The 24,489-nt window shown below is 69.8% G+C and carries 20 protein-coding genes and 1 pseudogene; 8 read left to right on the forward strand and 13 right to left on the reverse strand.

The window, feature by feature from the left end; all coding sequences use genetic code 11:
* The 4 genes from O3Q52_RS20840 to O3Q52_RS20855 form a co-directional block, all read right to left on the reverse strand.
* On the reverse strand, positions 1 to 227 hold a 227-nt coding region (locus O3Q52_RS20840; protein WP_269650295.1), incomplete at its 3' end, for a PfkB family carbohydrate kinase.
* Between the two features lie 82 nt (positions 228 to 309).
* A complete protein-coding gene (locus O3Q52_RS20845) occupies positions 310 to 2,265 on the reverse strand; it encodes a substrate-binding domain-containing protein (RefSeq protein ID WP_269650296.1) in 1,956 nt (651 codons plus the stop codon).
* Complete coding sequence (locus O3Q52_RS20850) at positions 2,255 to 3,817, reverse strand: sugar ABC transporter ATP-binding protein (protein WP_269650297.1); 1,563 nt, start codon at positions 3,815 to 3,817, stop codon at positions 2,255 to 2,257. Before O3Q52_RS20850 ends, O3Q52_RS20845 begins: the two co-directional genes overlap by 11 nt.
* The gene (locus O3Q52_RS20855; protein ID WP_269650298.1) at positions 3,814 to 4,866 is read right to left on the reverse strand and encodes a LacI family DNA-binding transcriptional regulator; all 1,053 of its coding nucleotides are present in this window, start codon (positions 4,864 to 4,866) and stop codon (positions 3,814 to 3,816) included. The genes O3Q52_RS20850 and O3Q52_RS20855 overlap by 4 nt, the downstream gene beginning before the upstream one ends.
* A gap of 262 nt (positions 4,867 to 5,128) precedes the next feature.
* On the opposite strand from O3Q52_RS20855, the pseudogene O3Q52_RS20860 reads away from it, so the two are divergent.
* Positions 5,129 to 5,398, forward strand: a pseudogene (locus tag O3Q52_RS20860) (GNAT family N-acetyltransferase); the annotation flags it as partial.
* Positions 5,399 to 5,558: 160 nt separating this feature from the next.
* Positions 5,559 to 6,359, forward strand: a complete 801-nt coding sequence (locus tag O3Q52_RS20865) for a sugar phosphate isomerase/epimerase (RefSeq protein ID WP_269650299.1) — start codon at positions 5,559 to 5,561, stop codon at positions 6,357 to 6,359.
* Positions 6,360 to 6,404: 45 nt separating this feature from the next.
* Here O3Q52_RS20865 and O3Q52_RS20870 read toward each other — a convergent pair whose 3' ends face one another.
* The gene (locus O3Q52_RS20870; RefSeq protein ID WP_332112926.1) at positions 6,405 to 7,064 is read right to left on the reverse strand and encodes an ATP-binding protein; all 660 of its coding nucleotides are present in this window, start codon (positions 7,062 to 7,064) and stop codon (positions 6,405 to 6,407) included.
* Between O3Q52_RS20870 and O3Q52_RS20875 the strand changes: the two genes are divergently transcribed.
* From O3Q52_RS20875 to O3Q52_RS20895, 5 genes are all read left to right on the forward strand, one after another.
* Positions 6,991 to 7,809: a helix-turn-helix transcriptional regulator gene (locus tag O3Q52_RS20875; RefSeq protein ID WP_269650301.1), complete on the forward strand. Its 819-nt coding sequence runs from the start codon at positions 6,991 to 6,993 to the stop codon at positions 7,807 to 7,809. The genes O3Q52_RS20870 and O3Q52_RS20875 overlap by 74 nt on opposite strands.
* Positions 7,806 to 8,051: a DUF397 domain-containing protein gene (locus O3Q52_RS20880; RefSeq protein ID WP_269650302.1), complete on the forward strand. Its 246-nt coding sequence runs from the start codon at positions 7,806 to 7,808 to the stop codon at positions 8,049 to 8,051. The genes O3Q52_RS20875 and O3Q52_RS20880 overlap by 4 nt, the downstream gene beginning before the upstream one ends.
* Entirely contained in the window at positions 8,051 to 9,022 is a 972-nt protein-coding gene (locus tag O3Q52_RS20885) for a hypothetical protein (protein ID WP_269650303.1), read from the forward strand. The genes O3Q52_RS20880 and O3Q52_RS20885 overlap by 1 nt, the downstream gene beginning before the upstream one ends.
* Before the next feature lie 518 nt (positions 9,023 to 9,540).
* Complete coding sequence (locus O3Q52_RS20890; protein ID WP_266739638.1) at positions 9,541 to 11,355, forward strand: glycoside hydrolase family 3 protein; 1,815 nt, start codon at positions 9,541 to 9,543, stop codon at positions 11,353 to 11,355.
* Between the two features lie 153 nt (positions 11,356 to 11,508).
* Positions 11,509 to 12,150 (forward strand): hypothetical protein, encoded by a 642-nt coding sequence (locus O3Q52_RS20895; protein WP_269650304.1) that lies wholly within the window; start codon positions 11,509 to 11,511, stop codon positions 12,148 to 12,150.
* Positions 12,151 to 12,214: 64 nt separating this feature from the next.
* Here O3Q52_RS20895 and O3Q52_RS20900 read toward each other — a convergent pair whose 3' ends face one another.
* The 8 genes from O3Q52_RS20900 to O3Q52_RS20935 all read right to left on the reverse strand — a co-directional run bounded on the left by O3Q52_RS20900 (position 12,215) and on the right by O3Q52_RS20935 (position 22,672).
* Positions 12,215 to 13,663, reverse strand: coding sequence for a S28 family serine protease (locus O3Q52_RS20900; RefSeq protein WP_269650305.1), 1,449 nt, complete (start codon positions 13,661 to 13,663; stop codon positions 12,215 to 12,217).
* 144 nt (positions 13,664 to 13,807) lie between these two features.
* Positions 13,808 to 14,200 carry a hypothetical protein gene (locus O3Q52_RS20905; protein WP_269650313.1) on the reverse strand — a complete coding sequence of 131 codons (393 nt, stop codon included), beginning with the start codon at positions 14,198 to 14,200 and terminating at the stop codon, positions 13,808 to 13,810.
* A 133-nt stretch (positions 14,201 to 14,333) separates the two neighbouring features.
* Entirely contained in the window at positions 14,334 to 18,068 is a 3,735-nt protein-coding gene (locus O3Q52_RS20910; protein WP_269650306.1) for an ABC transporter ATP-binding protein, read from the reverse strand.
* 150 nt (positions 18,069 to 18,218) lie between these two features.
* Positions 18,219 to 19,235 (reverse strand): esterase-like activity of phytase family protein, encoded by a 1,017-nt coding sequence (locus tag O3Q52_RS20915; RefSeq protein ID WP_269650307.1) that lies wholly within the window; start codon positions 19,233 to 19,235, stop codon positions 18,219 to 18,221.
* 163 nt (positions 19,236 to 19,398) lie between these two features.
* Positions 19,399 to 20,253, reverse strand: coding sequence for a calcium-binding protein (locus O3Q52_RS20920; RefSeq protein ID WP_269650308.1), 855 nt, complete (start codon positions 20,251 to 20,253; stop codon positions 19,399 to 19,401).
* 240 nt (positions 20,254 to 20,493) lie between these two features.
* Entirely contained in the window at positions 20,494 to 21,093 is a 600-nt protein-coding gene (locus O3Q52_RS20925) for an AAA family ATPase (protein ID WP_269650309.1), read from the reverse strand.
* The gene (locus tag O3Q52_RS20930; protein ID WP_269650310.1) at positions 21,090 to 22,007 is read right to left on the reverse strand and encodes a serine hydrolase; all 918 of its coding nucleotides are present in this window, start codon (positions 22,005 to 22,007) and stop codon (positions 21,090 to 21,092) included. Before O3Q52_RS20930 ends, O3Q52_RS20925 begins: the two co-directional genes overlap by 4 nt.
* A gap of 206 nt (positions 22,008 to 22,213) precedes the next feature.
* Complete coding sequence (locus O3Q52_RS20935) at positions 22,214 to 22,672, reverse strand: hypothetical protein (RefSeq protein ID WP_269650311.1); 459 nt, start codon at positions 22,670 to 22,672, stop codon at positions 22,214 to 22,216.
* A 297-nt stretch (positions 22,673 to 22,969) separates the two neighbouring features.
* Between O3Q52_RS20935 and O3Q52_RS20940 the strand changes: the two genes are divergently transcribed.
* A partial coding sequence (locus O3Q52_RS20940; RefSeq protein ID WP_269650312.1) for a glycosyltransferase family 39 protein occupies positions 22,970 to 24,489 on the forward strand: 1,520 nt, incomplete at its 3' end.

The raw sequence follows: 24,489 nt of genomic DNA on the forward strand, positions 1-24,489 counted from the left end.
TGCGAGCCGAGCAGCAGCCGGCCGTGCGCGTCGTCGCCGACCCGGGCCAGCAGCCCCGTACGCGCCCCGAGCCGGGCGGCGGCGACCGCCTGGTTGGCGCCCTTGCCGCCCGGGTGGAGCGCCAGGTCGGAGCCGAGGACGGTCTCCCCTGCGCCCGGCCGCCGCTCGACACCGATGACGAGGTCGGCGTTGGCCGATCCCACGACCAGCAGGTCGTAGTCGTACATGAACAGTCTCCCTGTGGGGGGGGTGAGTTGAGGGCGGGTGGACGGCAGCAGCCGTGCACCCGCCCCTCGACATCGGTCGGGGTCAGCCGGTGAACTCGTCCACGTTCTTCGCCGTGACCACCTTCACCGGAACCTTCACCGTCTTCTCGACCTCCTTGTCGTCGGCCGCCCGCAGCGCGTTCTCCACCGCGATCCTGCCGAGTTCCTTCGGCTGCTGTGCCACGGAGGCGTACATCGTGCCCTCCTTGACAGCCTTCAGACCGTCGGGCGTACCGTCGAAACCGATGACCTGGACGGACTTTCCGGCCTTGGAGCCGAGCGCCTTGACCGCGCCGAGCGCCATCTCGTCGTTCTCGGCGAAGACACCCTGGACGTCCGGGTGGGCCTGAAGCAGGTTCGTCATCACGTCGAGTCCCTTGGTGCGGTCGAAGTCGGCCGGCTGCTTGGCGACCACGTCGATGCCCGGGTAGGCCTTCAGGCCCTCCGCGAAGCCCGCGCCGCGCTCACGGCTCGCGGACGTACCGGCCAGACCCTGCAGGATGACGATCTTGCCCTTGCCGCCCAGCTTCTCGGCGAGCGCCTTGGCGCCCAGCTTGCCGCCCTCGACGTTGTCGGAGGCCACGAGCGCGGCCGTCTCCGCCTTGTTGACGCCACGGTCGACGCCGACGACGGGGATGTCGGCCTTGTTCGCGGAGCGCACCGACGGGCCCGCCGCGTCCGAGTCCACCGGGTTGACGATGATCGAGTCGACGCCCTCGCTGGTGAAGTTCTGCAGCTGGTTGGCCTGCTGCGAGGCGTCGTTCTGCGCGTCCGTGACGGTCAGGTCCGCGCCGAGCTTCTTCGCCTCCGCCTGCGCACCCTCCTTGATCTGTACGAAGAAGGGGTTGTTCAGCGTGGAGAGGGACAGGCCGACCTTCGGGTTCGACGAGGACGAGCCGTTGTTGAACAGGGACAGCCCGCCCACGATCGCCGCCACGAGGACCACGGCGAGCCCGTACTTGACGGCCTGTGGCCCCTTGAGCCCCGACGAGCCCCCGGCACCGGCGGTGACCGGAGTCGCCCCGGCCTTGCGCCGCACGGTGTCGAGGAGCACCGCCAGCGCGATGACCACACCGATGACGACCTGCTGCCAGAACGCCGACACGGAGAGGAGGTTGAGGCCGTTGCGCAGCACCGCGAGGATCAGCGCGCCGATCAGCGTCCCGGACGCCTTGCCCGTACCGCCCGCGAGGGAGGCGCCGCCGATGACGACCGCGGCGATCGCGTCCAGCTCGTAGCCCTGCGCGGCCTGCGGCTGCGCGGAGGACAGCCGGGACGCGAGCACGATGCCCGCGGCGGCCGCGAAGAGGCCGGACAGCGCGTAGATGACGAGCTTCTGCTTCTTCACCCGCAGACCGGAGAGGCGGGCCGCCTCCTCGTTGCCGCCGATCGCGTACATGGAACGCCCGATGTACGTACGCCCCAGGATCAGGGCCGTGATCAGCCCCATGACGATCATCACGAGGACCGGCACCGGCAGCCAGCCGCCGAGCGTGTCGCCGAGGTGCGAGACGGACTCGGGGAACGCGATCGGGCTGCCCTGCGAGATCACCAGCGACAGACCGCGGCCCACCGACAGCATGGCGAGCGTCGCGATGAACGGCGGCAGCTTCCCGTACGAGATCAGGACGCCGTTGACCAGGCCGCAGGCTATGCCGGTGGCGATCGCGAGGATCACCGCGATCCAGACCGGTACGCCCTCCGAAGTCGCCGACCAGGCAAGGACGGTGGCGGACAGGGCCGCGACGGAACCGACCGACAGGTCGATGCCCGCCGAGACGATCACGAAGGTCACACCGAAGGCGAGGATGGCCGTCACGGCCGCCTGGACGCCGATGTTCAGCAGGTTGTCCGTCGTCAGGAAGTCGCCGGACAGGGCCGACATCGCGATGACGAGAATGATGAGCGCGGTGAGCGCGCCGTTGTCGAGCAGGAGCCGGCGCAGGCCGCCCGAGGCGCCACTCGCGCCCGGTGTGCTCTTGAGCGTGTCAGTGGCCATCGGGGCCCTCCACAGCGGTAACGGAGTCGGTGGTAACGGTCGTAGTGGGAGTCGTGGGTGTCGTCGGCGAGCTGACGGCGAGTGCCATCACGGAGTCCTGGGTCGCCTCGTCGGCGGTGAGTTCGCCGGCGATCCGCCCCTGGGCCATCACCAGCACCCGGTCGCTCATGCCGAGCACCTCGGGCAGATCGCTGGAGATCATCAGGACGGCATGGCCGGCGGCGGTGAGTTCGTTGATCAGCTGGTAGATCTCGACCTTGGCGCCGACGTCGATACCGCGCGTCGGCTCGTCGAGGATCAGCACCTTGGTGTCGGCGAGCAGCCACTTGCCGATGACGACCTTCTGCTGGTTGCCGCCGGAGAGCGTCCGCACGTGCTGGCCGAGCCCGGCCATCCGTACGCCGAGCTGCTCGGCGATCCTCGCGGCGGCCGTCCGCTGCCCCTTGAGGTCGACGAGCCCTCCGCGGGTCGCCGCCCGCAGAGTGACCAGCCCGAGGTTCTCCTCGACGGAGGCGTCGAGCAGCAGCCCCTGACCCTTGCGGTCCTCGGGGACGAGCCCGATGCCGGCGGTCATGGCCGCGCTCACGTCGTGGCGCGGCAGCCGCTCGCCGGCTACGGCCACCGACCCCTTGTCGTAGGGATCCGCTCCGAAGACGGCCCGTACGACCTCGGTACGTCCCGCTCCGACGAGCCCCGCGATGCCGACGACCTCACCCGCCCGCACCTCGAAACCCACGTCGTGGAACACACCGTCCCTGGTGAGCCCCTCCACGGTGAGCAACGCGGTCCCGGTGTCGGCCCGTTCGCGCGGATACTGCAACTCGATGGAGCGGCCCACCATCATGCGTACGAGGTCGTCCTCGGGCGTGCTGGCGGGCACCTGGCCGACGCTCCTGCCGTCCCGGAGGACCGTGACCCGGTCTCCCAGGGCGGCGATCTCCTCCAGGTGGTGCGTGATGAAGACGACGCCGACGCCGTCCTCGCGCAGCTGCCGCACGATCCGGAAGAGTTTCTCGACCTCTCCGGAGGTGAGCACCGCGGTCGGCTCGTCCATGATCAGGACGCGGGCGTCCAGGCTCAGCGCCTTGGCGATCTCGACCATCTGGAGACGTGCGATACCGAGTTCACGCACCCGCGCGCGCGGGGACACGTTCACCCCGACCCGCTCAAGCAGCTCGGCGGCGTCGGCCTCCATCGTCTTCCGGTCGATCAGCCCGAAGCGACGCGGCTGGCGGCCCAGGAAGATGTTCTCGGCGACCGTCAGATCGGGGACCAGGTTGAACTCCTGGTAGATGGTCGCGATCCCGAGGCGCTCGGCGTCCTGCGCACCATGGATACGGACCTTCTTGCCGTCGACCACGATCTTCCCGGCGTCGGGCCGGTAGGCGCCGGACAGCATCTTGATGAGCGTGCTCTTGCCGGCGCCGTTCTCACCGAGCAGCACGTGCACCTCGCCGCGGCGCAGATCGAAGTCGACGCTGTCGAGCGCGACCACACCGGGGAAGGTCTTGCGTATGCCTTCGATACGCAGCAACTCGTCGGGACTGCTCACGTGTTGCTCCTTTGCGGGGACGAGTGCGGGTACGGGGGCTCGCCGGGCGCCTCGCCGCGGGATTCGCCGCACGAGCGGCGGACGACGAGACGGGCGGGGAGGGTGACGGACTTCGGGGGCCGGCCCTCGATGCGGTCGACGAGGGCGCGTACGGCGGCGCGGCCCAGCTCGGGGGTGGGCTGGGCGATCGCCGTGATCGGCGGATCGGTGTGCACGAACCAGGCGATGTCGTCGAACGCCGCGAGCGCGATGTCGTCGGGAACCCGCATCCCGCGCGCGCGGATGGCGTCCAGGGCGCCCAGGGCCATCAGGTTGTCGGCCGCGAAGACGACCTCGGGCGGTTCGGGGAGGTCGAGGAACTCCTCGGTGACCCGGCGACCGCTGGCCGCCTGGAAGTCGCCCTGCCCTGTGTAGGCGTCGGGCAGCGGGAGCCCGTACTCCTGGAGGGCCTCCCGGAAGGCGTCGACGCGCTCGCTGCCGGTCGTGGTGGCCGCGGGGCCCGCGATGATGGCGAGCCTGCGGTGGCCGAGGGTGTGGAGGTGGGTGACCAGGTCGTGGATGGCGGTGCGGCCGTCCGCGCGGACGACGGGCACGTCCATGCCCGGGATCCAGCGGTCCACGAAGACCATCGGGGTGCCCGTGCGAGCGGCGTCCAGCATCAGCGGGGAGCCGCCGTCCGTGGGGGAGACGAGGAGGCCGTCGATACGGCGGTCCAGGAGCGTACGGACGTGGTGGTCCTGCAGCTCGGGCCGCTCGTCGGCGTTTCCGATGATCACGCTGTAGCCGAGGGCGCGGGCCTCCTCCTCGACGGAGCGGGCCAGTTCGGTGAAGTACGGGTTGAGCACGTCACTGATGACCAGGCCGAGGGTGCGGGTCTGGTCTGTGCGCAGGGAGCGGGCGACGGCGTTCGGGCGGTAGCCCAGCGTCTCGACGGCTGCCAGCACCTGGGCGCGTGCCGCTGGGCTGACCGAGGGGTGGTCGTTCAGGACGCGCGAGACCGTGGCGACGGATACGCGTGCCTCGGCGGCGACGTCCTTGATGCTCGCCATCGACGCTCCACCTCCTTGTGGAATCGATTACATGCGCCTACAGGGAGGATTGGAATCGATTACATGGAAGTTAACAAGCCCCTGAGACCGGATCGTGATGGAGGGGGGTGGGGGTTGTGTGTTGTCTGCGGGTGGTGTGTGGCCGGTCGCGCAGTTCCTCGCGCCCCTAAAGACGCGCCAGCCGTGTGGTGTCGGGTCGGGGCCGCGACGGGGCATCCGATCGCAGCTGTGTCATCCAGCACCTATTGGTTGCCCATCAGAGGTCGTGCTGCGATCGGAAACCCCGACACGACCCCTTCGGCCGGACGCGCGCGGCCTCGGCATCGGCGATCAGCTGGTGGGCGCCTGCGTCGAGTTCGCACGCGGTGTCGGCTACCGGGAGATGGTCCTGTGGACGAACGACGTCCTCTCCTCCGCCCGCCGCATCTATAAGCGCCACGGCTTCGTCCTCGTCGACGAGAAACCCCACCGCTCCTTCGGCACCGACCTCAACGGCCAGGACTGGCGCCTGGACCTGCACGGCGCGGGCTGAGCAGGGGCAGAACAGGGGCAGGGGGGCGGGGTGTCCGCCGGGTTCCCGCGGACACCCCGCCTCTCCATCACCACCCCTCCATCGCCCGCTCCAGCTGTTCCGCCGGACCCGTGCGGCAAGCAGGAGTGACAGAAGGCGGGTGGCGGGTACTGTCCGACTCATGAAGCTGGCCTTCTCCACCCTCGGCGTTCCCGGACTCCCGATCAGCGACGTGGTGCGGCTCGCCGCCACGCACGGCTATCACGGCGTCGAGCTGCGCGCGCATCCCGAGGAGCCGGTCCACCCCGGCATCGACCTAGCCGAACGGGCCGACGTGGCGGCCGAGTTCAAGGCCGCGGGCATCGAGATCCTCGGCCTCGCCGGGTACGCGCGCGTCGCGGCGCCGGGCGACGACGGCCCCGTGATCGCCGAGATCCGCGGCCTCCTCGAACTGGCCCGGGACCTCGGCGCGCCCTACATTCGCGTCTTCCCCGGCGGCAGCCCCGACCAGAGCCCCGAGGAGACCGACGCCACGGCCGCCCGGCGCCTGGGCACGGCCGCCGAGTACGCCGCCGACCTGGGCGTACGCATCCTTCTGGAGACCCACGACTCGCACCGCACGGGCGCCGACGCGATCCGCATCCTCGGCCTGGTCGGCCACCGCCAGGCCGGCGCCCTGTGGGACGTCATGCACACCTGGCTCGGCGGCGAACAGCCCCCGTCCACCTTCGCCGCGCTCTCCCCCCACCTCGGCTACATCCAGGTCAAGGACATCGCCTCCGCCGACGACACCACCCCACTGCCGCTCGGTACGGGCGTCCTCCCCCTCACCGAGTGCGTAGAGCTCCTCTCCCGCGAGGGCTGGGACGGCTGGCTGTGCTGGGAGTACGAGAAGCGGTGGTACGAGGCCGCGGCCCCGCTGGAGGGGTTGCTGGGAGCGGGGCGGGAGCATCTGTCGCGGTTGCTGAACGAGTCGGCGTAGGGCGGCGCCGCGTCGACCGGCACGCCGGGGCGCCCCTAGGCGTGCCTACCGCGTGAGCACCCTCGCCCATACCGCCTTGCCGATCACTCGGTTTCTGATTTCCCAGCTCTCCGCCAGTGCCGCCACGAGGGGCAGGCCTCGGCCCGACTCCGCGTCCAGAGGCGGCACTTGGGGTTCCGGGAGGCGGGGCGACGCGTCGGAGACCTCCACCTCGACCGCCTTCTGGCCGTCGTAGGTGAGCGCCACCTCGAAGAAGCGGTCGGGTACGCGGGCGTGGCGTACCGCGTTCGTCGACAGCTCCGACACGATCAGTTCGATCGCCTCCGCCACGTCTGCCGGGATCCGCCATTCCGTGAGTACGGACCTGGCCCCACGGCGGGCCTCCGGCACGGAGCGGGTCTCCGGCGTGAGCCTGCGCCGCCATGTCCGGACTCGGAGGTCGCGGACGTCTCGGAAGTCTCGGAGGTTTACTCCGTCACTTTCTGTGTTCACAAGAACACTGTCGGCCCTGATGGCTACCGTCACCAGTGACCGAGCGTCGACGCCTGCGGGAGGTAACTCCGCGCGGGCGGGCGTTGATTGGCGTTGAGATGTGTTGAGCACGGTGGCCGTGTGAAGGGGGAGGTTCGCGATGGCGCAACCCAAGAAGAATTCGTCGTCACCTGCCGCGCAGTATTTCGCGGAGGTACTGCGGATGCTGCGCACGAAGGCGGGGTTGTCGCAGACCGAGTTGGGCGAACGGATGGCTTATACGGGGGCCGCGGTGAGCGCCGTCGAGACGTGCGCCAAGCCGGCGACCGATGAGTTCATCGAGGCTGCGGAGAAGGCGCTGGAGGCGGGTGGGGTGATCGCGGCAGCGGCCAAGTATTTGCGGCTGGAGCGCTATCCGGAGTACTTCCAGGGGTTCGTGCAACTGGAGCAGGATGCGCTGAGTGTGTCCTCGTACTGCAATCAACTGATCGAAGGGCTACTGCAGACCGAGGCGTACACACGGGCTCTGCTGAGCTGCGACTTCCCGCCTCTGGACGAGGAGGAGATGGCTCAGCTCACGCTCGCACGAATGGAACGCAAGGCGCTGTTCGACCGTAAGCCGGTGTGCGTTGTCAATGTCATCCTCGATGAGTCGGCGTTGCGGCGGCAGATCGGCGACCGCGACGTGATGCGCGCCCAGTACACGCACCTTGTGGAGCAGGCCGAGCGGCCCAACCTCGACATCCAGGTCATGCCTGCCAGCCAAGGCGCACACGCGGGCCTTCGCGGTGCGATGAAGCTGATCGAGACATCCGAGCAGGCCACGCTGGTGTACACGGAAGCCCTCGGCAAAAGCCTCCTTATCTCCAAGGCAGACGAGTCAGGGCTACTCGCCCGGCGCTATGCGATGATCAGTCGACAGGCCCTCCGGCCGGAGGAATCCGTAGACCTGATCGGGCAGTTGGCGGGTGAGCTATGAGCGAGCTGAATTGGTTCAAGAGCAGCTACAGCGACTCGGGTGGCGGCGATTGCGTCGAAGCGGCCTTCACTTGGCGCAAGAGCAGCTACAGCGACTCCAGTGGCGGTGATTGCGTCGAGGTGGCCACCACCTCCGCCATCCACATCCGTGACTCCAAAGACATCGCACGCCCCTCCCTTCACGTCTCCCCCGCCGCCTGGGACGCCTTCGTAGCCGAGGTAAGGAACAGCCCGCAGCCCTGATGCTTGCCCGCGAAGCCCTCCGCAATCTCCGTCTCACCTGGCGGCCCCTCTACCGGCTCACGCTCCTCGTCACCGGGCTCACCACCCTCGCGGGGAGCGCCGTCGTGGGGGCCGGGTTCCTCCTGTCGTGGGGGACGTTCGAGGATGTGCGGAGGAGTGCGGACCAGGATGTCGCCTACGAGGACCCCATCGCGGCGTACATCGACGGGACGATGGAGACCCTGCAACGGGTCGGCGCGGGCGTCACCGTGCTGCTGCTCGCCCTCGCCGCGGCCGTCGTCGCCGTGTTGCAGACCGCGTACACCGTGGCCTTCGAGCACACCTCGGAGGAGGGTCAACAGACCCTGACTGTCCGTGTGTTGTGGGCGCGTATGCGTCCGCACCTCGGGGTCGCCTACTGGGTGCAGTGGCGGGTCTGGCTGCGCGTCGGAGCGGTGGGACTGCTGGCGCTCATGACCTCGGTCGTCGCGGACTCGGGGGAAGTGCCGGGCGTCGAGCGGACGCTGGTGGGTGAGACCGCGACCTGGCAGTACCGGCTCGTGGGTGGCGTCCTGCCGATCACCATCGCGGCGCTCGCCGTGCTCGTGTACTTCCGCCACTGCGTGGCCACCGCCGCGCTGGTGACCGAGAACTCCTCGTCCAAGGCGGCGGTCCGACGTGCCTGGGCGCTGACGAAGAGCGCGCCCTGGAAGACGTACGGCATCGGGCTGTTGCTCATGGCCGCCGTCGTGCTCGCGTTCGTGGTTCTGCGGTACGCGGCGGGTCCCGTCGCGCATGTGATGGGCCTCGGCATGCTGTGGCTGAGCGACGACAACCCGTACATCACCGGGGTGCTGGTGCTGATCACCCCGACGGCGGTGGCCCTGCTTCTGCTGCCGCTGGTGGTCCTGCCGTTCGTGTGCTCGGTGGTCGCCGTGCTGTACCGGGATCTCAGCGCGCGGGAGCCTCGCGTCGCGACCCCGGTGGCGTGACAACGGCATCGGTGCCAGGACGCAATCGAGCGGCCCAAAACAGCACCACACCAACCCCGTTGTTCACTCCCGTGCCCGCCCGTACCAATTTCCGGGAATCGGTGGAATAAGGGGAACCCATCCTCGCCACCCGCCGTCCAACTCGCATGCTGCCGGATGAGTCACCGCAGTGCGGTGTCGGCCTCGCTGCTGGCTGCGAACGCTGACTTACCCTCTCCGCCGCCTGCGGCCGGCAGCACGCCGTCATCGGCGCGCCCCCCCTCCAACAGCGCCGATGGCGGCCCCTCTTGTGTCAGGCAGTCCGTACGCCGGCGAGTGGTGATTCCTCCCCTGGCCGCTCCCCCAGAGGCAGGGCCCCGGGAGGCCCCGCCGGAACGGCTCAAGCGGGGTGTATCCGCCGTGTCGGCTGTCCGCGCTATTGACTGGCAGAAATTTCCCGGATATCCGTGACTCCTTGGAAGTTTCCTTCATACTCGCCCCTCCACGGGTCCTTCGGGCCCTCTCCGGAAGGAGCGCACGTGCACACCTCCAGACGTACGCTGCTCGCGGCGACCGCGGGCGCGGCGGCGGTTGTCGCCGTCGGCGGCGGTCCGGCGCTGGCCGAGGACGACGACACCGGCAGGCACGACGACAAGAGGCTCCGGGCCCTGATCTCCCGTATGACGCTCGAAGAGAAGGTCGGGCAGCTCTTCGTGATGCGGGTGTACGGGCACTCGGCGACCGCGCCCGACCAGGCCGACATCGATGCCAACCTCAAGGAGATCGGCGTACGGGATGCCGCCGAGCTGCTCGCGAAGTACCGGGTCGGCGGGATCATCTACTTCGGGTGGGCGCACAACACCCGTGACCCGCACCAGATCGCGGACCTGAGCAACGGCATCCAGAAGGCCTCGCTGGCACAGCCCCGCGGGCTGCCCGTGCTCATCTCCACCGACCAGGAGCACGGCATCGTCGCCCGGGTGGGCAAGCCCGCGACGCTCTTCCCGGGTGCGATGGCCCTCGGGGCCGGCGGCTCGCGCACGGACGCCCGTACGGCGGGGCGGATCGGCGGCGCCGAACTGCGCGCGATGGGCGTCCGGCAGGACTACGCGCCGGTCGCCGACGTGAACGTCAACCCGGCCAACCCGGTCATCGGCGTACGGTCCTTCGGTGCCGATCCCCAGGCGGTGGCGGGGATGGTCGCCGCGCAGGTGAAGGGGTATCAGAGCGCCGGGGTCGCGGCCACGTCCAAGCACTTCCCGGGGCACGGGGACACCGAGACCGACAGCCACTACGGTTTCCCGGTCATCGAGCACACCGAGGCGCAGTGGGCCGAGCTGGACGCGCCGCCGTTCCGCGCCGCCATCGCGGCCGGGATCGACTCGATCATGACCGCGCACATCATGGTTCCGGCGCTCGATCCGTCCGGCGACCCGGCGACCCTCTCCCGGCCCATCCTCACCGGCATCCTGCGCGAGCGGCTCGGCTACGACGGGGTCGTGGTGACGGACTCGCTGGGCATGGAGGGCGTACGGACCAAGTACGGGGACGACCGGGTGCCCGTGCTCGCCCTGAAGGCCGGTGTCGACCAGCTCCTCAACCCGCCGAAGCTGGACGTCGCCTGGAACGCGGTCCTCCAGGCCGTTCGCGGCGGCGAGCTGACGGAGGCGCGCCTCGACGAATCGATCCTGCGCGTGCTGCGGCTGAAGGCCAAGCTGGGGCTGCTCAAGGATCCATACGTCACGGGGCGCGGGGTGGACCGGGTCGTCGGGATCTCGTCGCATCTGAAGGCCGCCGATCGCATCGCCGAGCGGACCACGACTCTTCTCGTCAACTCCGGTGGTCTGCTGCCGCTTTCTCGTCGTACGCATCGGAACGTTCTCGTCGTCGGGGCCGACCCCGCCTCGCCGTCCGGGACCACCGGGCCGCCCACGACCGTGCTCGGCGCCGCGCTGACCGAGCTGGGCTTCACGGCGACCGTTCTCTCCACGGGCACTGCGCCCACCGACGCGACCATCGCGAAAGCCGTCGCGGCGGCCCAGGGCGTGGACGCGGTGCTCGTGGGGACGTACAACGTCACGGCCGCCTCCAGTCAGCGGACGCTCGTGAACCAGCTGCTCGCCACGGGTCGGCCGGTAGTCGCGCTCGCCATCCGCAATCCGTACGACGTTGCCCAACTGCCCGATGTCAAGGCCTACTTGGCGGCTTACTCCTGGACGGACGTCGAGCTGCGCGCCGCCGTGCGCGTGCTCGCGGGACGTGCCGACCCGGTGGGCGAGCTGCCGGTGCCGGTACAGAAGGCCGACAAGCCGACGGAGGTGCTGTACCCCGTCGGGCACGGACTGAGGTACTAGCCCCGACGCATCGGGCCCTGCCTACTGGGCCTGGCGTACGGGACCTACGCCGCACACCCGGCGCACCGCCCCCAACTGACGCAAAGCACCCCGTACGCCTGGCGGGGCCCGCCGCGACGGGTCACGCTGGGCGGGGGGATCGGGGGGAGTGCCATGCGCGATGGACGGGGCGTGGGAGCACGTCGTACGGGGATGGTGTGCGGGCTGCTGATGCTGGTGGCGGCGGCGCTCACGGGATGCCAGCAGTCGTCCGGGACCGAGGAGCGCAGGCTGGACGCGACGACTCCGGCTCCGACGCGGGCCTCGGGATACGGGGTGGTGTTCCTCGCGATCGACGAGTGCAGTTCGTTCGGGCGCGAGTCGTTCACCGAGGTGCCGTGCACCAGTGAGAAGGCGGCGGCACGGGTCGTCGCGCGGCACGAGGGGAAGGTCGGCGAGGGGCCGCCCTGCCCCGCCACCACGGACTTCGTGCTGCACATCAGCGAGCAGAAGCCCTCGGCCGACGAGGACGGCGACGGCGCGGTCCCGCAGGGCTACGCCTGTATGCGCAATCTGGAGGCCCCGCATCCGGGCGACCCGGGCGGCGGCGGAGGCCCCCGCACCATCGTGGGCGACTGTGTCTACAGCGCGGGCGAGGGCGAGGTCCGTGAGACGTCGTGCGACAGCACGGGCAAGAAGGCGCCGGAGTTCAAGGTGACCGCGGCGGTGGAGAAGCGCACCGGCTGCCCGCCCTCGACGGCGTTGTACGTCCAGCTGGGCGGGCCGAAGCCGGTGGGCTGCGCCCGCCCGGTGTAGCCCCGGGGGTTTCCCCGGGGACTCCACCGAACGGGCGCGGCAAGGTGACTGCGGCGTCGGCCGGTTACGGCCTCAGCTGGCGCTCCACCTTGCGCTTGTCGAGCTTCGAGTCGTACTTGGCCAGCGGCTTCGCCTTGTCCGGGTTCGCCTGGACCGCGGCGGAGGCGACGCCCGCCCACTCCAGGATCCGGGCCGTGGCGAGGGCCTTCTGGTCGGGAACGAGGCCCGCGACGTTGGCGCCGTGGTTCATGCCGGGGGCCGTGAAGACGTACGAGTCACGCGCGCCCTTGCCGACGTGGAACGGCTCGGAGCCCCACGGGTCGTTCTGGCCGTACACGAACAGCATCTGGTTCGCGTTGCGCTTGACCCACGAGTCGACGTCGTGCATCGCCTTGGGCTGGAACTTCGTGGGGATCTCGCGCGGGACGAAGTTCCGCGGCGGCTGGTATCCGTAGCGGATGTACTTCTTCTCGATGTGCGGGAAGTTGATGTCCGGCGCGCCGAGCTGCGTGGCCGCCTGGTAGAAGTACGGCGTGTACGGCTCCAGGCCCTGGTCCGTGTAGAAGGAGAAGCCGGAGATCGTGTCGACCGACGTCCAGATCTCCTCGTCGGTCGCGTTCTTCGCGTCCGCCGGGATCGACTCGCAGTCGGCGAGGGTGCTGTACTGCCAGAAGCCCCACACGTAGTCGAGGACGACCGCCTCGTACGCCTTGTCCAGGCTGCCGACGGTGTTGAAGGTGTAGCCCTCGGCGGCGGCCACCTCCTTGTACTTCTTCTCCAGTGCCGTACGGCGGACGAGTGCCTCGCGCTGCACCGCGTTCAGCCGGGTGCGGCACTCCTTGGTGCCGACCTTCGCGAAGAACCGGTCGTACGCCGAGTCCTCCTTGTTCACCACGTCGTTGGGGGCGACGTACGCGACGACGCCGTCCATGTCACGCGGGTAGAAGCGCTCGAAGTAGGTGGCGGTCATGCCGCCCTTCGAGCCGCCGGTGGAGATCCACTTCTTGTCGTAGATCGGCTTGAGTGCCTTGAAGATGCGGTGCTGGTCGCTGGCGGCCTGCCAGATGTCCAGCTTGGTCCAGTCGGCCGGCGCGGGCCGGGACGGAGTGAAGAAGCGGTACTCCATCGAGATCTGGTTGCCGTCCACGATCTGGGTCGGCTCGCTGCGGCGCGGGGCCGTGTTGACGTTGTAGCCGCCGGTGAAGAAGACCGTCGGGCGGGCCGTGTCCTTGTGCAGCACGGTGATCCGCTGCTGGAAGGTGCCCTTGGACGGCTTCCGGTGGTCGACGGGCTGGGTGTAGCTGAGGACGAAGAAGCGGTAGCCCGTGTAGGGCTTCTCCTCGATCAGGCTCATGCCCGGGATCGCGAGGAGCCGGTCCTTGATGTCCGCGGCGTCGTCGTTGACGACATTCGTGCCGGTGGCGTCCGGCTGGGCGGCGGTGGCCGCCCCGGCCGTGCTCACGGTGCCTATCAGCACCACGAGCGACAACAGCCATCTGAGCGTCTTGCGCATGCGTTCTCCCCTGAATACGCAGATGTCCGCCGGAACCTAGCGGAGCAACTGCTGTCGCACCAGGGGATGTTGGGTGCATTACGGACAGGATGGTACGAAGATCGCGCAACTCGGCCGGGAGAGTCCGCTCGGCGGAGAATCCGGTCAGCAGAGAATCCAGCCCGTGCTCACCGAGCCCGAGCCGACGGCGCCCTTGATCCACACGCAGCGGTTGCCGGCGTGCACCTTCACCGGGCCCGCGTACCTCTTGAACATCCCGTCGTTGGGGACCGCCTGGTTCCCCCACGCCCGCACGCTCACCATCATGTACTTGCGGGCGCCCACCTTCTTGGGACGGGTCACCGCGCAGACGTAGCCGCGCTTCTTGTAGACCTGCACGTACCCGGTGGAGAAGGTCACCGTGCGCACCTTCCGCCCGGGGCACGGGCTCGCCGCCGACGCCTCGCCCACGCCGGGGCCCGCGAGCGCCAGCAACCCGGACGCGGTCAGCAGGGCGGTGCCCAGCGCCAGACGTCGGCGTATCACGCCCATGTCCACTGGTGTCCCTTCCACGGCCCGCAGCAATCGGCGTACTGATGTACGGACGCATGACGTACGGCGGATGGTTGCATCGTCCGGCCGACGGAGCCCTTCCGCGCCCGCGGAGAGGGAGAGCGGAAGGGCTCCTACGTCACTTCGACGTACTGACGGTCGCGGCCTCGTCCTGGTCGGGCTCCCCCACGAACGTCCGCCACAGCTCCGCGTAGCGGCCGCCCCGGGCGAGCAGTTCGTCGTGCGTGCCGTCCTCCGCGACGCGGCCGTCGGCCATGACCACGACGCGGTCCGCGCGGGCGGCCGTGGTCAGGCGGTGGGCGACCACCAGCGTGGTGCGGCGGCCCGCGATGCGGTCGGTGGCCTGGTTGACCTGGGCCTCCGTGGCCAGGTCGAGGGCGGCGGTGGCCTCGTCGAGGAGCAGGATGTCGGGGTCTACGAGTTCCGCGCGGGCCAGCGCGATCAGCTGCCGTTGCCCGGCGGAGAGGTTGCGGCCGCGCTCGGCGACCTCGTGGAGGTACCCGCCGTCCAGCGTGGCGATCATGTCGTGGGCGCCGACCGTACGGGCCGCCGCCTCCACCTCGGCGTCGCTCGCGTCCGGACGCCCGTACGCGATGGCGTCCCGGACCGTACCCAGGAACAGGTACGCCTCCTGCGGGACGACGCCCAGACGGTGGCGGTACGACGTGATGTCGAGGGAGCGCAGATCGGTGCCGTCGACCGTGACCCGGCCGCCGGTCGGGTCGTAGAAGCGGGCCACGAGCTTGACGAGGGTCGACTTCCCGGCGCCCGTCTCGCCGACGAACGCGACGGTCTGCCCGGCCGGGATGCTCAGCGAGACGTCGCTGAGGGCCTCTTCTGCTTCGTCGGCGGAGCCGTACGCGAAGTCCACGTCCTCGAAGGCGATCTCGCCCCGCAGGGACAGGACTTCGAGCGGCTCGTCGGCGGCCTTCGTCGACGTCGGCTCCTGGAGCAGCTCCTGGATCCGGCCGAGCGAGACCGTCGCCTGCTGGTATCCGTCGAAGACCTGCGAGAGCTGCTGCACGGGGGCGAAGAACAGGTCGATGTAGAGGAGGTACGCCACCAGCGCACCCGTGGTGAGGGTGCCCGCGTCGACCCGGCCCGCGCCCACGATCAGGACCGCTGCCGCCGCGACCGACGACAGCAGCTGCACGAACGGGAAGTAGATGGAGATCAGCCACTGGCCGCGGATACGGGCCTGGCGGTAGCTGTCGCTGCCCTCCGCGAACCGCCTGCCGCCCGCGCCCTCGCGGCGGAACGCCTGGAGGATCCGCAGCCCGGACACCGACTCCTGGAGGTCCGCGTTCACCACGGAGACGCGCTCACGGGCGAGTTCGTACGCCTTCACGCTGGCCCTGCGGAAGAAGAACGTGCCGATGATCAGCGGCGGCAGCGTCAGGAAGACGACCACTGCCAGACCCACGTCGATCACCAGCAGGGCGACCATGATGCCGAAGAAGGTGACGACCGAGACGAACGCGGTGACCAGGCCCGTCTGGAGGAACGTGGACAGCGCGTCCACGTCCGTCGTCATCCGGGTCATGATCCGGCCGGTCAACTCCCTTTCGTAGTAGTCCAGTCCGAGGCGCTGGAGCTGGGCGAAGATCTTCAGGCGGAGTGAGTACAGGACGCGTTCGCCGGTGCGTCCTGTCATGCGGATCTCGCCGGTCTGCGCCACCCACTGGACGACGACGGTCACCAGGGCGAGGGCGGACGCGGCCCAGACGGCGCCGAGGGCGACCTCGGAGACGCCCTGGTCGATGCCGTACCGGATCAGGACCGGCAGGAGCAGACCCATGCCCGCGTCCACGGCGACCAGGCCGAGGCTGACGAGCAGCGGAAGCCCGAAGCCCCGCAGCAGACGCCTCAGCCCGTACGACTCCTCCGGCGTGACCGCGCGTGCCTCGTCGATCTCGGGAATGTCGGTGGCCGGGGGCAACGCGTCGACCTGGGCGAGGAGTTCGGGGGTCGCGGGCGATCCGTCGAGGGCGGTGTCCTTGGGTTCGCGGTCGCCCGTCCACAGGTGCGGGGTGACGCCCCGCTCGGCGTCGAACTCCGCGTCCAGCTCGTCCCGTACGGAGGTGTCCTCCTGCGGACAGGCCGGCCGGGCGTGACCGGGCGAGACACCGCCCAGCTCGTCCGGGTCGGTGAGCAGGCGCCGGTAGAGCGGTGAGCGTTCGGTCAGCTCGCGGTGCGTGCCGATGTCGGCGAGGCGGCCCTCGTCGAGGACCGCGATGCGGTCGGCGAGGTTCAGGGTGGAGCGGCGGTGGGCGATGAGGAGTGTGGTGCGGTCGGCCATGACCTGCTTGAGGGCCTCGTGGATCTCGTGTTCCACGCGGGCGTCCACGGCCGAGGTGGCGTCGTCCAGGACCAGCAGGCGGGGGTCGGTGAGGATCGCGCGGGCCAGGGCCACGCGCTGGCGCTGGCCGCCGGAGAGGGTCAGGCCGTGCTCGCCGACCTTGGTGTCGTAGCCCTCGGGCAGGGCGGCGATGAAACGGTCCGCCTGGGCGGCCCGGGCCGCCTTCTCGATCTCCTCCTGGGTGGCCTCGGGGCGGCCGTACGCGATGTTGGCGCGGACGGTGTCGGAGAAGAGGAAGGAGTCCTCGGGGACGAGGCCGATCGCGGCCCGCAGCGAGTCGAGGGTCAGCTCGCGCACGTCGTGGCCGCCGACGAGGACCGCGCCCCTGGTGACGTCGTAGAAGCGGGGCAGCAGGAGGGAGACCGTGGACTTGCCGGAACCGGAGGAACCGACCACCGCGAGGGTCTCGCCGGCGCGGATCTCGAACGAGAGGCCGTCCAGGACCGGGCGGCTGTCGTCGTAGGCGAAGGACACGTCGTCGAACTCGACGGTCGCGGGGGCGTCGGCGGGCAGCGGCTTCGCGCCGTCCTTGATCGACGGCCGGGTGTCGATCAGCTCCAGGACGCGTTCGGCGCCGGCCCTGGCCTGCTGGCCGACCGTGAGGACCATCGCGAGCATCCGGACGGGACCGACGAGCTGGGCGAGGTAGGCGGAGAAGGCCACGAAGGTGCCGAGGGTGATCTGGCCCTTGACCGCCAGCCAGCCGCCGAGGGCCAGCATGGCGACCTGGCCGAGGGCCGGGACCGCCTGGAGCGCCGGGGTGTACTTGGAGTTCAGCCGGATCGTGCGCAGCCGGCCCGCGAAGAGCTTGCGGCCGATCTCGCGGAGCTTGCCGGTCTCCTGGTCCTCCTGGCCGAAGCCCTTGACCACGCGTACGCCGCTGACCGCGCCGTCCACGACACCGGCCACGGCTGCCGCCTGTGCCTGGGCGTACCAGGTGGCGGGGTGGAGCTTGGAGCGGCTGCGCTTGGCGATGACCCACAGGGCCGGGGCGACGGCGAGGGCCACCAGCGTGAGCGGCAGCGACAGCCAGGCCATGATCACTAGGGAGATCAGGAAGAGCAGTACGTTCCCGACCGTCATCGGGAGCATGAACAGCAGGCCCTGGATGAGCTGGAGGTCGCTGGTCGCGCGGCCCACCACCTGGCCGGTCGACAGCTCGTCCTGGCGCCGGCCGTCGAGCCGGGTGATCGTCTCGTACATGTCCGTGCGCAGGTCGTGCTGGACGTCGAGCGCGAGGCGGCCGCCGTAGTAGCGGCGGATGTAGGTGAGGACGTAGACGACGACTCCGGCTCCGATGAGCATGGCGGCCCAGGGGGCCATGTCCCGGGTGTGGTCCCCCACGACGTCGTCGATGATCACCTTGGTGACCAGCGGGACCAGCGCCATGACGGCCATGCCCCCGAGCGAGGAGCCCAACGCGAGCACGACGTCCTTCGGGTACCGCCAGGCGTACCCGGCCAGCCGTCGTGCCCATCCCCGCTGTGTCGCCACGAGTGCCTTCCATCCGTCCAGTCGATCCGATCGTCCGGAAGGCACCAACGCGGACGGGAGGGGATTTCATCCCTCCGCAACAATCGGGGCCGCGTTCGGGGCACGCTCGGGGCACGCTCTGGGCAGCCGTCGGAGGCGGACCCGGAGGGATCAGAGGCGGACCCGGAGCGAGTAGAAGCGGGTGATCTGGACCGGGTTCTGGTTGTCGTCGCTGACCAGAAGCAGGTTCAGCCGGCCGTGGCGGCCGCCCGTGACGGCGAGGCCCTCGATGTTGTCGAGGAGCGGGTTGGGCTGGGGCTGCTTGGCCTGGGCGCCGAGTGAAGGACAGTTCACGAGGTCGGCGAGCAGGGTCTTGCGGACGAGGCGTACGCCGCTCCGGCCGGTCAGGTTGTCGATGCCGGACGTGTCCGTGGCACGGCGCAGGTCGGCCAGGTAAAGCCGGACCGTGTTGCCGACGCCCGCGGTGAAGCCGCGTTCCAGGACGAGGAGGCGGCCGTCGGGGGTGGCCGTGGTCTCGGAGACGTTCAGACCGGTGTCGGTGCGGTAGCCGTACTGGGCGTCGAGGGCGAAGTGGCCCCGCTGCCGCTCCCAGGTCTGGAAGCGGACGATGCCCGTGGCGTCTCCCGCGAGGGAGCCCTCCATCCCGGCCAGCAGGGTGTGGCGGCCGGGGAGGAAGGTCAGGCCCTCGAAGGTCTGGTTCGAGGTGGCCCGGCCCGCGGGGGCGACCCTGAGCGCGTCCGGTACGGGGAGGCGGTCGAGGATGCGGCCGTCGCGGGCGTAACGGCGTATGGAGGGCTCGGTCTCGGATGCCACCAGCCGGGTGCCGTCGCGGTCCACGGCCAGACCCTCGGAGTCGAGCGCGGCACCGCTCTCGTCAGCGAGCGGGACGACGGAGGCGGGCCGGAGGGTCTTCCGGTCCAGAGTGAAGAGTGCGGACCGGTCGGAGACCGCGGCGATCCGGCCGTCGCGGTCCACGGCGAGCGCGGAGAAGTTGCCGACGAACGTGCCCTCGTACGTCGTCTTGTCGAGCGCGTCGGAGAAGCTCTCGATGGAGACGGAGGGCGAACAGGCGTTGCCGCGCTGGGCGCTGGCGGGCGCTGCCGCGGTGAGGCAGGTGGCTGCCGCCAGGGCGGCCGTGACGGTGGCGAGGAGTGGTCTCAGGCGCATGGCGTCACGGTAGGCGGAGGTGGGTTGAGGGGGAGGGTACTGGCCGTTAATTCCAGGGAGTCGGCAACTCCGGGCACTCCGCGCACTCCGGGCACTCCGGGGAGCCAAGGGCCGGAGTCGCGTGGGCGCCGGTACCCACGCGGCTCCGACGAAGCCCTGGGCCTCAGTCCTGGTAGACCTTGTTGTTGCCCGCGCCGCCGGAGAGCGTGTCGTTGCCCTGGCCGCCGTAGATCACGTCGTCGCCGGTGTTGCCGAAGATCGTGTCGTCGCCCTGCAGGCCGTACAGGGTGTCGTTGCCCCTGCCGCCGTAGAGGGTGTCGTTGCCGGAGGAGCCGCGCACGATGTCGTTGCCGTCGTCGCCGTACAGGGTGGTGTAGCCGAGGTCGTTCTGGCCGGTCACCGTGAGGGTGTCGTTCCCGGCACCGCCGCTGCAGCTGTACTCACAGCCGGTGAGGATGGTGTCGTTGCCGTCGCCACCGGAGGAGCTCTTGGTCCAGACGCCGCCGACACCCTCCAGGCGGTCGTTGCCGCCGTCGCCCTTGAGGTCGGTCGAGACGTTGCCCTTGAGGACATCGGCGCCCGCGCCGCCGGAGATCGTGGCCTCGGCGTGGTTGTCGGCGTCGATCGTCGCGGTGTCGTTGCCGTCACCCAGGTCGACGGAGTAGATGTCCGAGTCGTCGGAGCCCAGCGGGGCGGGCTCCACACAGTTGACGACGGTGCGATCGGTCGCCGAGGGGTACGTGCACGCCTCCGAACCGAGGGCGATGTCGACCTTGTCACGGAAGGTGAGGAGGTAGTCGTCGCCGAACTCGCTGGGGTCGGCGTCGATGATCTTCGCCGAGACGCTCAGGTTGTTCGTCTGTCCGGCAGCCGCCAGATACCGGATCGCACCGTCCTCACGGACGACGGTGGCCGTGACCGCCGTGGTGGCCGCTTGGGCGGCGGGCGCTGCGAGTATGGCTCCCCCCAGAGCCAGGACGAGGGTGGAGGTGGCGGTGATACCTCGTAAAACGCGCATGCGAAAGAGACCCTTCATGGAGTGTGTGCTGAACGGAGTCGGCGGCGAGGGCGTCGGTGAAGTCGTCAGGGCCCTCGCCGCCATCGGCGATCGGACGGCCGGTGCGGTCTGTGCTGTCCGTGTGGTCTGTGACGGGTGTGGCGGGTGTGGCGGGTGTTGTTTTCCGATCACCCATTCAGACAGCGGACCGGGGCTGAGGGTTGCACCGGAAAATCGCTTCTTTTCGCCGAACTCCGCAGGTCAGCGGGGGTTGCTAGCACTCCTTGGTGAGCTCTTGCGGAAGCCCGGGTGAACGTTCTCCCTCATCGCGGAGGCGCCCTGATGCCGGATCATCGTCTTGACGAGTTTCGCGACCATGGCAGGCGGGACGCCGGTGGTGTCGATCAACTCCGCCTCCCCGCGCAGCCAGAGCAGCGCCTCGTCGTAGTCGTGGAGATGGTCCAGGCGCCGTCGGCGGGAGCCGACGCTCTCCGGGTCCGTGTCGTTCTGGATGCGTTCGACGAGCGCGTTGTGGTCGGCGTGGAGGACGAAGTGGCGTAAGGGAATGCCCGCTTGGACCAGTCCCGTGCGGATCTCACGCCAGTACGGCTTCTCCAGCACGGTCTGCGGCACGACCAGCGTGCCGCCCACGTGGTCGAGCACCTGACGCGCGGTCTCCACCACAAGACCGCGCCACGGCGGGAACTCCTGGAAGTCACGGGCGGGCTTCCCCAGGACGTGCCAGAGCATGTAGCCGACCTGTTCGGTGTCCAGGAGCCTGGCGTTCGGGAGGAGGGTGGTGAGTTGCCTGGCGGTCGTGGTCTTGCCGACGCCGAAGGCGCCGTTGAGCCAGATGATCATGAAGCGGGCACCGCCGGGAAGGCTTCCTGAGGGTCGTTCGTGGGCGTGTAACGCTTCGCTCTGGTCGGCACGAGGTCCTTGTGGATGGCTTTGGCCACGGCCTGAATCGTCGTCACGCCGTAGTTCATGGTGCTGTTGCCGTGGGTCAGGATCGAGATCGTGTAGTCGTGGCCCGCGCCCTTGAAGGTGCCCACGCTGTGGACCCGCCAGCCGTGCGTGGAGCGGGACAGCCAGCCGTTCTTCACATGGACGGCGACGGAGGAGGGCGCTCCCGCCGGAGTGCCCCAGCGCTGCGAGGAGATGACCTTGCCCATGAGTTTGAGTACGTAGGCCCGGGAGTTGTCGCTCAGCACCGGGTTCTTGGCGGTGAGCAGTGCGAGGAGCTTCTGCTCGTCCTGGACGGTGATCTGGGTGAGGCCCCAGTAGCCGTTCGCCCCCGGTTTGGTCCGGGTCATGCCGGCCGCGGTGAGGAAGCCCTTCACCTTCGTCGTGCCGAGCTGGTTCCAGAGCTTGGTCGTGGCCGCGTTGTCCGACTTGGTGATCATGGCGGTGGCCAGATCGGACTCCCGCTGGGTGAGATAGCGGTTGGTCTTCTTGGCGTCCCAGAGAAGCGTGGCGAGGACGGTCACCTTGACGACGCTGGCCGAGTCGTAGGCCTGGGTCGGTCTCAGCGTGCAGGTGGTGTTGGTGCTCCGGTCGTGGAGGCCGACGGCCACGGTGCCCCTGCGGTTCGCGAGGGCCGTGGTGATGTCCTTCTGCAGTTTGGTGGCCAGGGCCGGCTGGTTCGACGTACAGGTCACCTGCGGTGTCGCGGCCGCGGTCGCTGGTGTCACGGCCACGGTGAGCGGCGCTAGGACCCCGACACCGAGGCCCACGCAGAACACACGGGTACGCCGGGATATTCGGTGAGTCATCGAGTACTTCCATCCCCTCGGGTACGAACGAGCGCGCCTCGGCACACTCGCCTCTCTCGACTCGCCGGGACGGCCGGGGGTTGTACGCGGGTTTCTGGAAGGGGAATTGGGCGGCCTTGGGGCCCTGGAGAGTGGACTCCGGATCCCCCCTCGCGCGACAGCGGTCGCGGCTACTGGGGCTACTGGGGCTACTGCGACTGCTGGGGCTACTTCTGGGTGACCCGCTCGGCGATCCCCTTCTTGATCGTGACCTCCACCGTCAGGTTGCCGGCCTCGGCGGCGGCGTCCAGGTCGTCGGCGGTGCACTTCTCCGCTTCGGCGGTCTCGGGGTCACCGCAGATGTCGCCGCCCGTGATCTCCGTGCCCTCGGCGACCCAGAAGGCACGCTCCCCCACCAGCAGCTTGCCCGGCGCCAGGAACGTCAACTTGCCGGAGAACGTACCGTCCGAACCCGCCGGCGGCTCCGAGGCGTCGGCGCCACCGGAAGCCGCGGGGGAGCCGGAAGGGGCAGGGGCCGAGGAATCGGGAGAGGCCGAGGCACCGGCAGGCGAGGAGGCATCCGCGCCGGCGGAGTCCTCGGGGCCGCACGCGGTGAGGAACAGCCCCGTGGCGGCCAGGAAACCGACGGCGGCGAGCGTACGGGAGCGGGTGCGGCTGAGCGACATGTCGGGGTGCCCTTTCGGCGTCATTGCTTGTTGATCTCAACACGTCAAACGCCGTACGCAGCAAGCGCGTTCATCGGCAGCCACTCCTGTTGCGCAGCCGGCATGAACCGCCGGTAACTGTTACAGGGCGGCGCCCCCTGTGACCGTCCGACCCTGTTGCCGATCAGCTCCCTCCGTCTACGACCGTCCGGCCCTTTACGTGTTCATACGCTTCCGTGGGACCTTCCTTCCCCCACTCACAGCCAGGCCCCAGGTTCACCACAGCCCCCGCCCACACCGCTTTCGCACGATGCACGCGTGACATCTGCCACCGATCCGTACCCCCACGCCCCCGAGGCCGCCCGGACCGCCCCCGCGGCGGACCGGGCCGCCTCCTCCCCGCCTCCCGCCGAGACCGGCGCGCGGCCCGGGAAGCCACCCCGCTGGTCGCTCCCCGCGCTGCTCGCGATCATGGTCCTGGCCGGGGTGCTGTACTCCTGGAACTTCTCCTCGTCCAGCCTGAACAGCTTCTACAGCGCCGCCGTGTTCAGCGGTACGCAGAGCTGGAAGGCGTGGTTCTTCGGGTCGTTGGACGCGGGGAACTTCATGACCGTCGACAAGCCCCCCTTCGTCCTGATGGTGATGGGCCTGTCCTGCCGGGTCCTCGGGTACGGCACCTGGCAGATGATGCTGCCGCTGGTCGCCTCCGCCCTCGGCACGATCTGGATCCTGCACGCGTCGGTCAAGCGGGTCTGGGGACACGGCGCCGCGGCCGTCGCCGCGCTCGTCCTCGCCCTCACCCCGATCACCGTCGCCATCAACCGCGACAACAACCCGGACACGCTGCTCGTCTTCCTGATGGTCGCGGGCGCCGCCCTGGCCCTGCGCGCCGTCCACAACGGCAGGCTCCTGCCGCTCGTCGGCTCGGCCGTCTGCTTCGGCCTCGCCTTCAACACCAAGATGCTCCAGGGGTACATCGCCCTGCCCGCCGTCTTCGCGGTCTACCTGTACGCGGCCCGGGGCGGACTGCTGCGCCGGATCCGCAACCTCGCGATCGCCGCGGTCGCCCTCGCCGTCTCCAGCTTCTGGTGGGCGGCGGCCGTGTCGCTGGTGCCCGCCTCCGACCGGCCCTACATCGGCGGCTCGACGGACGGCACCGCCTGGAACCTGATCATGGGCTACAACGGCCTGGGCCGCGTCTTCGGCGGCGAGGGCAACGGCGGCGGTGGAGGCGGTGGCGGAGGCGGCTTCTCCGGGACCGCCGGTTTCGGCCGGATGTTCAACGAGGTGCTCGGCGGCCAGATCTCCTGGCTGCTCCCCTTCACCGCCGTCGCCCTCGTCGGCGGCCTCGTACTGCGCGGCCGCGCCCCCCGTACGGACCTGACGCGGGCCGCACTGGTCCTGTGGGGCGGCTGGACCGCCCTGCACTACCTCACGTTCAGCCTCGCCGAAGGCACGATGCACCCCTACTACACGACCGCCCTCGCCCCCGGCATCGCGGCGCTGTGCGGAGGCGGCGGGCTGATGCTCCTGCACGCCTTCCGCACCGACAAGAAGTGGCTGTGGGTCCTGCCCGTCGCGTTCGCGGCCACCGGCATCTGGGCCGTGGTGCTGCTGCGCCGGGCCTCCGGCTGGAACTCGTGGCTGTGGCCGACCGTCGCCGCGGTGATGGTCCTGGCGATCGTCGGACTCTTCCTCTTCCGCTCGGGCCGGCGCGTGCGGCTGCTCGCCGTCGCCCTGACCGCGGCCGTCGCCGCCTCCCTCGCCGGACCGACCGCGTACGCGGCCTCGGTGACCGCGGGTTCGAGCGGCGGCATGAGCGGTACGAACCCGACGGC

The sequence above is a fragment of the Streptomyces sp. ActVer genome (genome assembly GCF_027270795.1).
Classification (GTDB): domain Bacteria; phylum Actinomycetota; class Actinomycetes; order Streptomycetales; family Streptomycetaceae; genus Streptomyces; species Streptomyces umbrinus_A.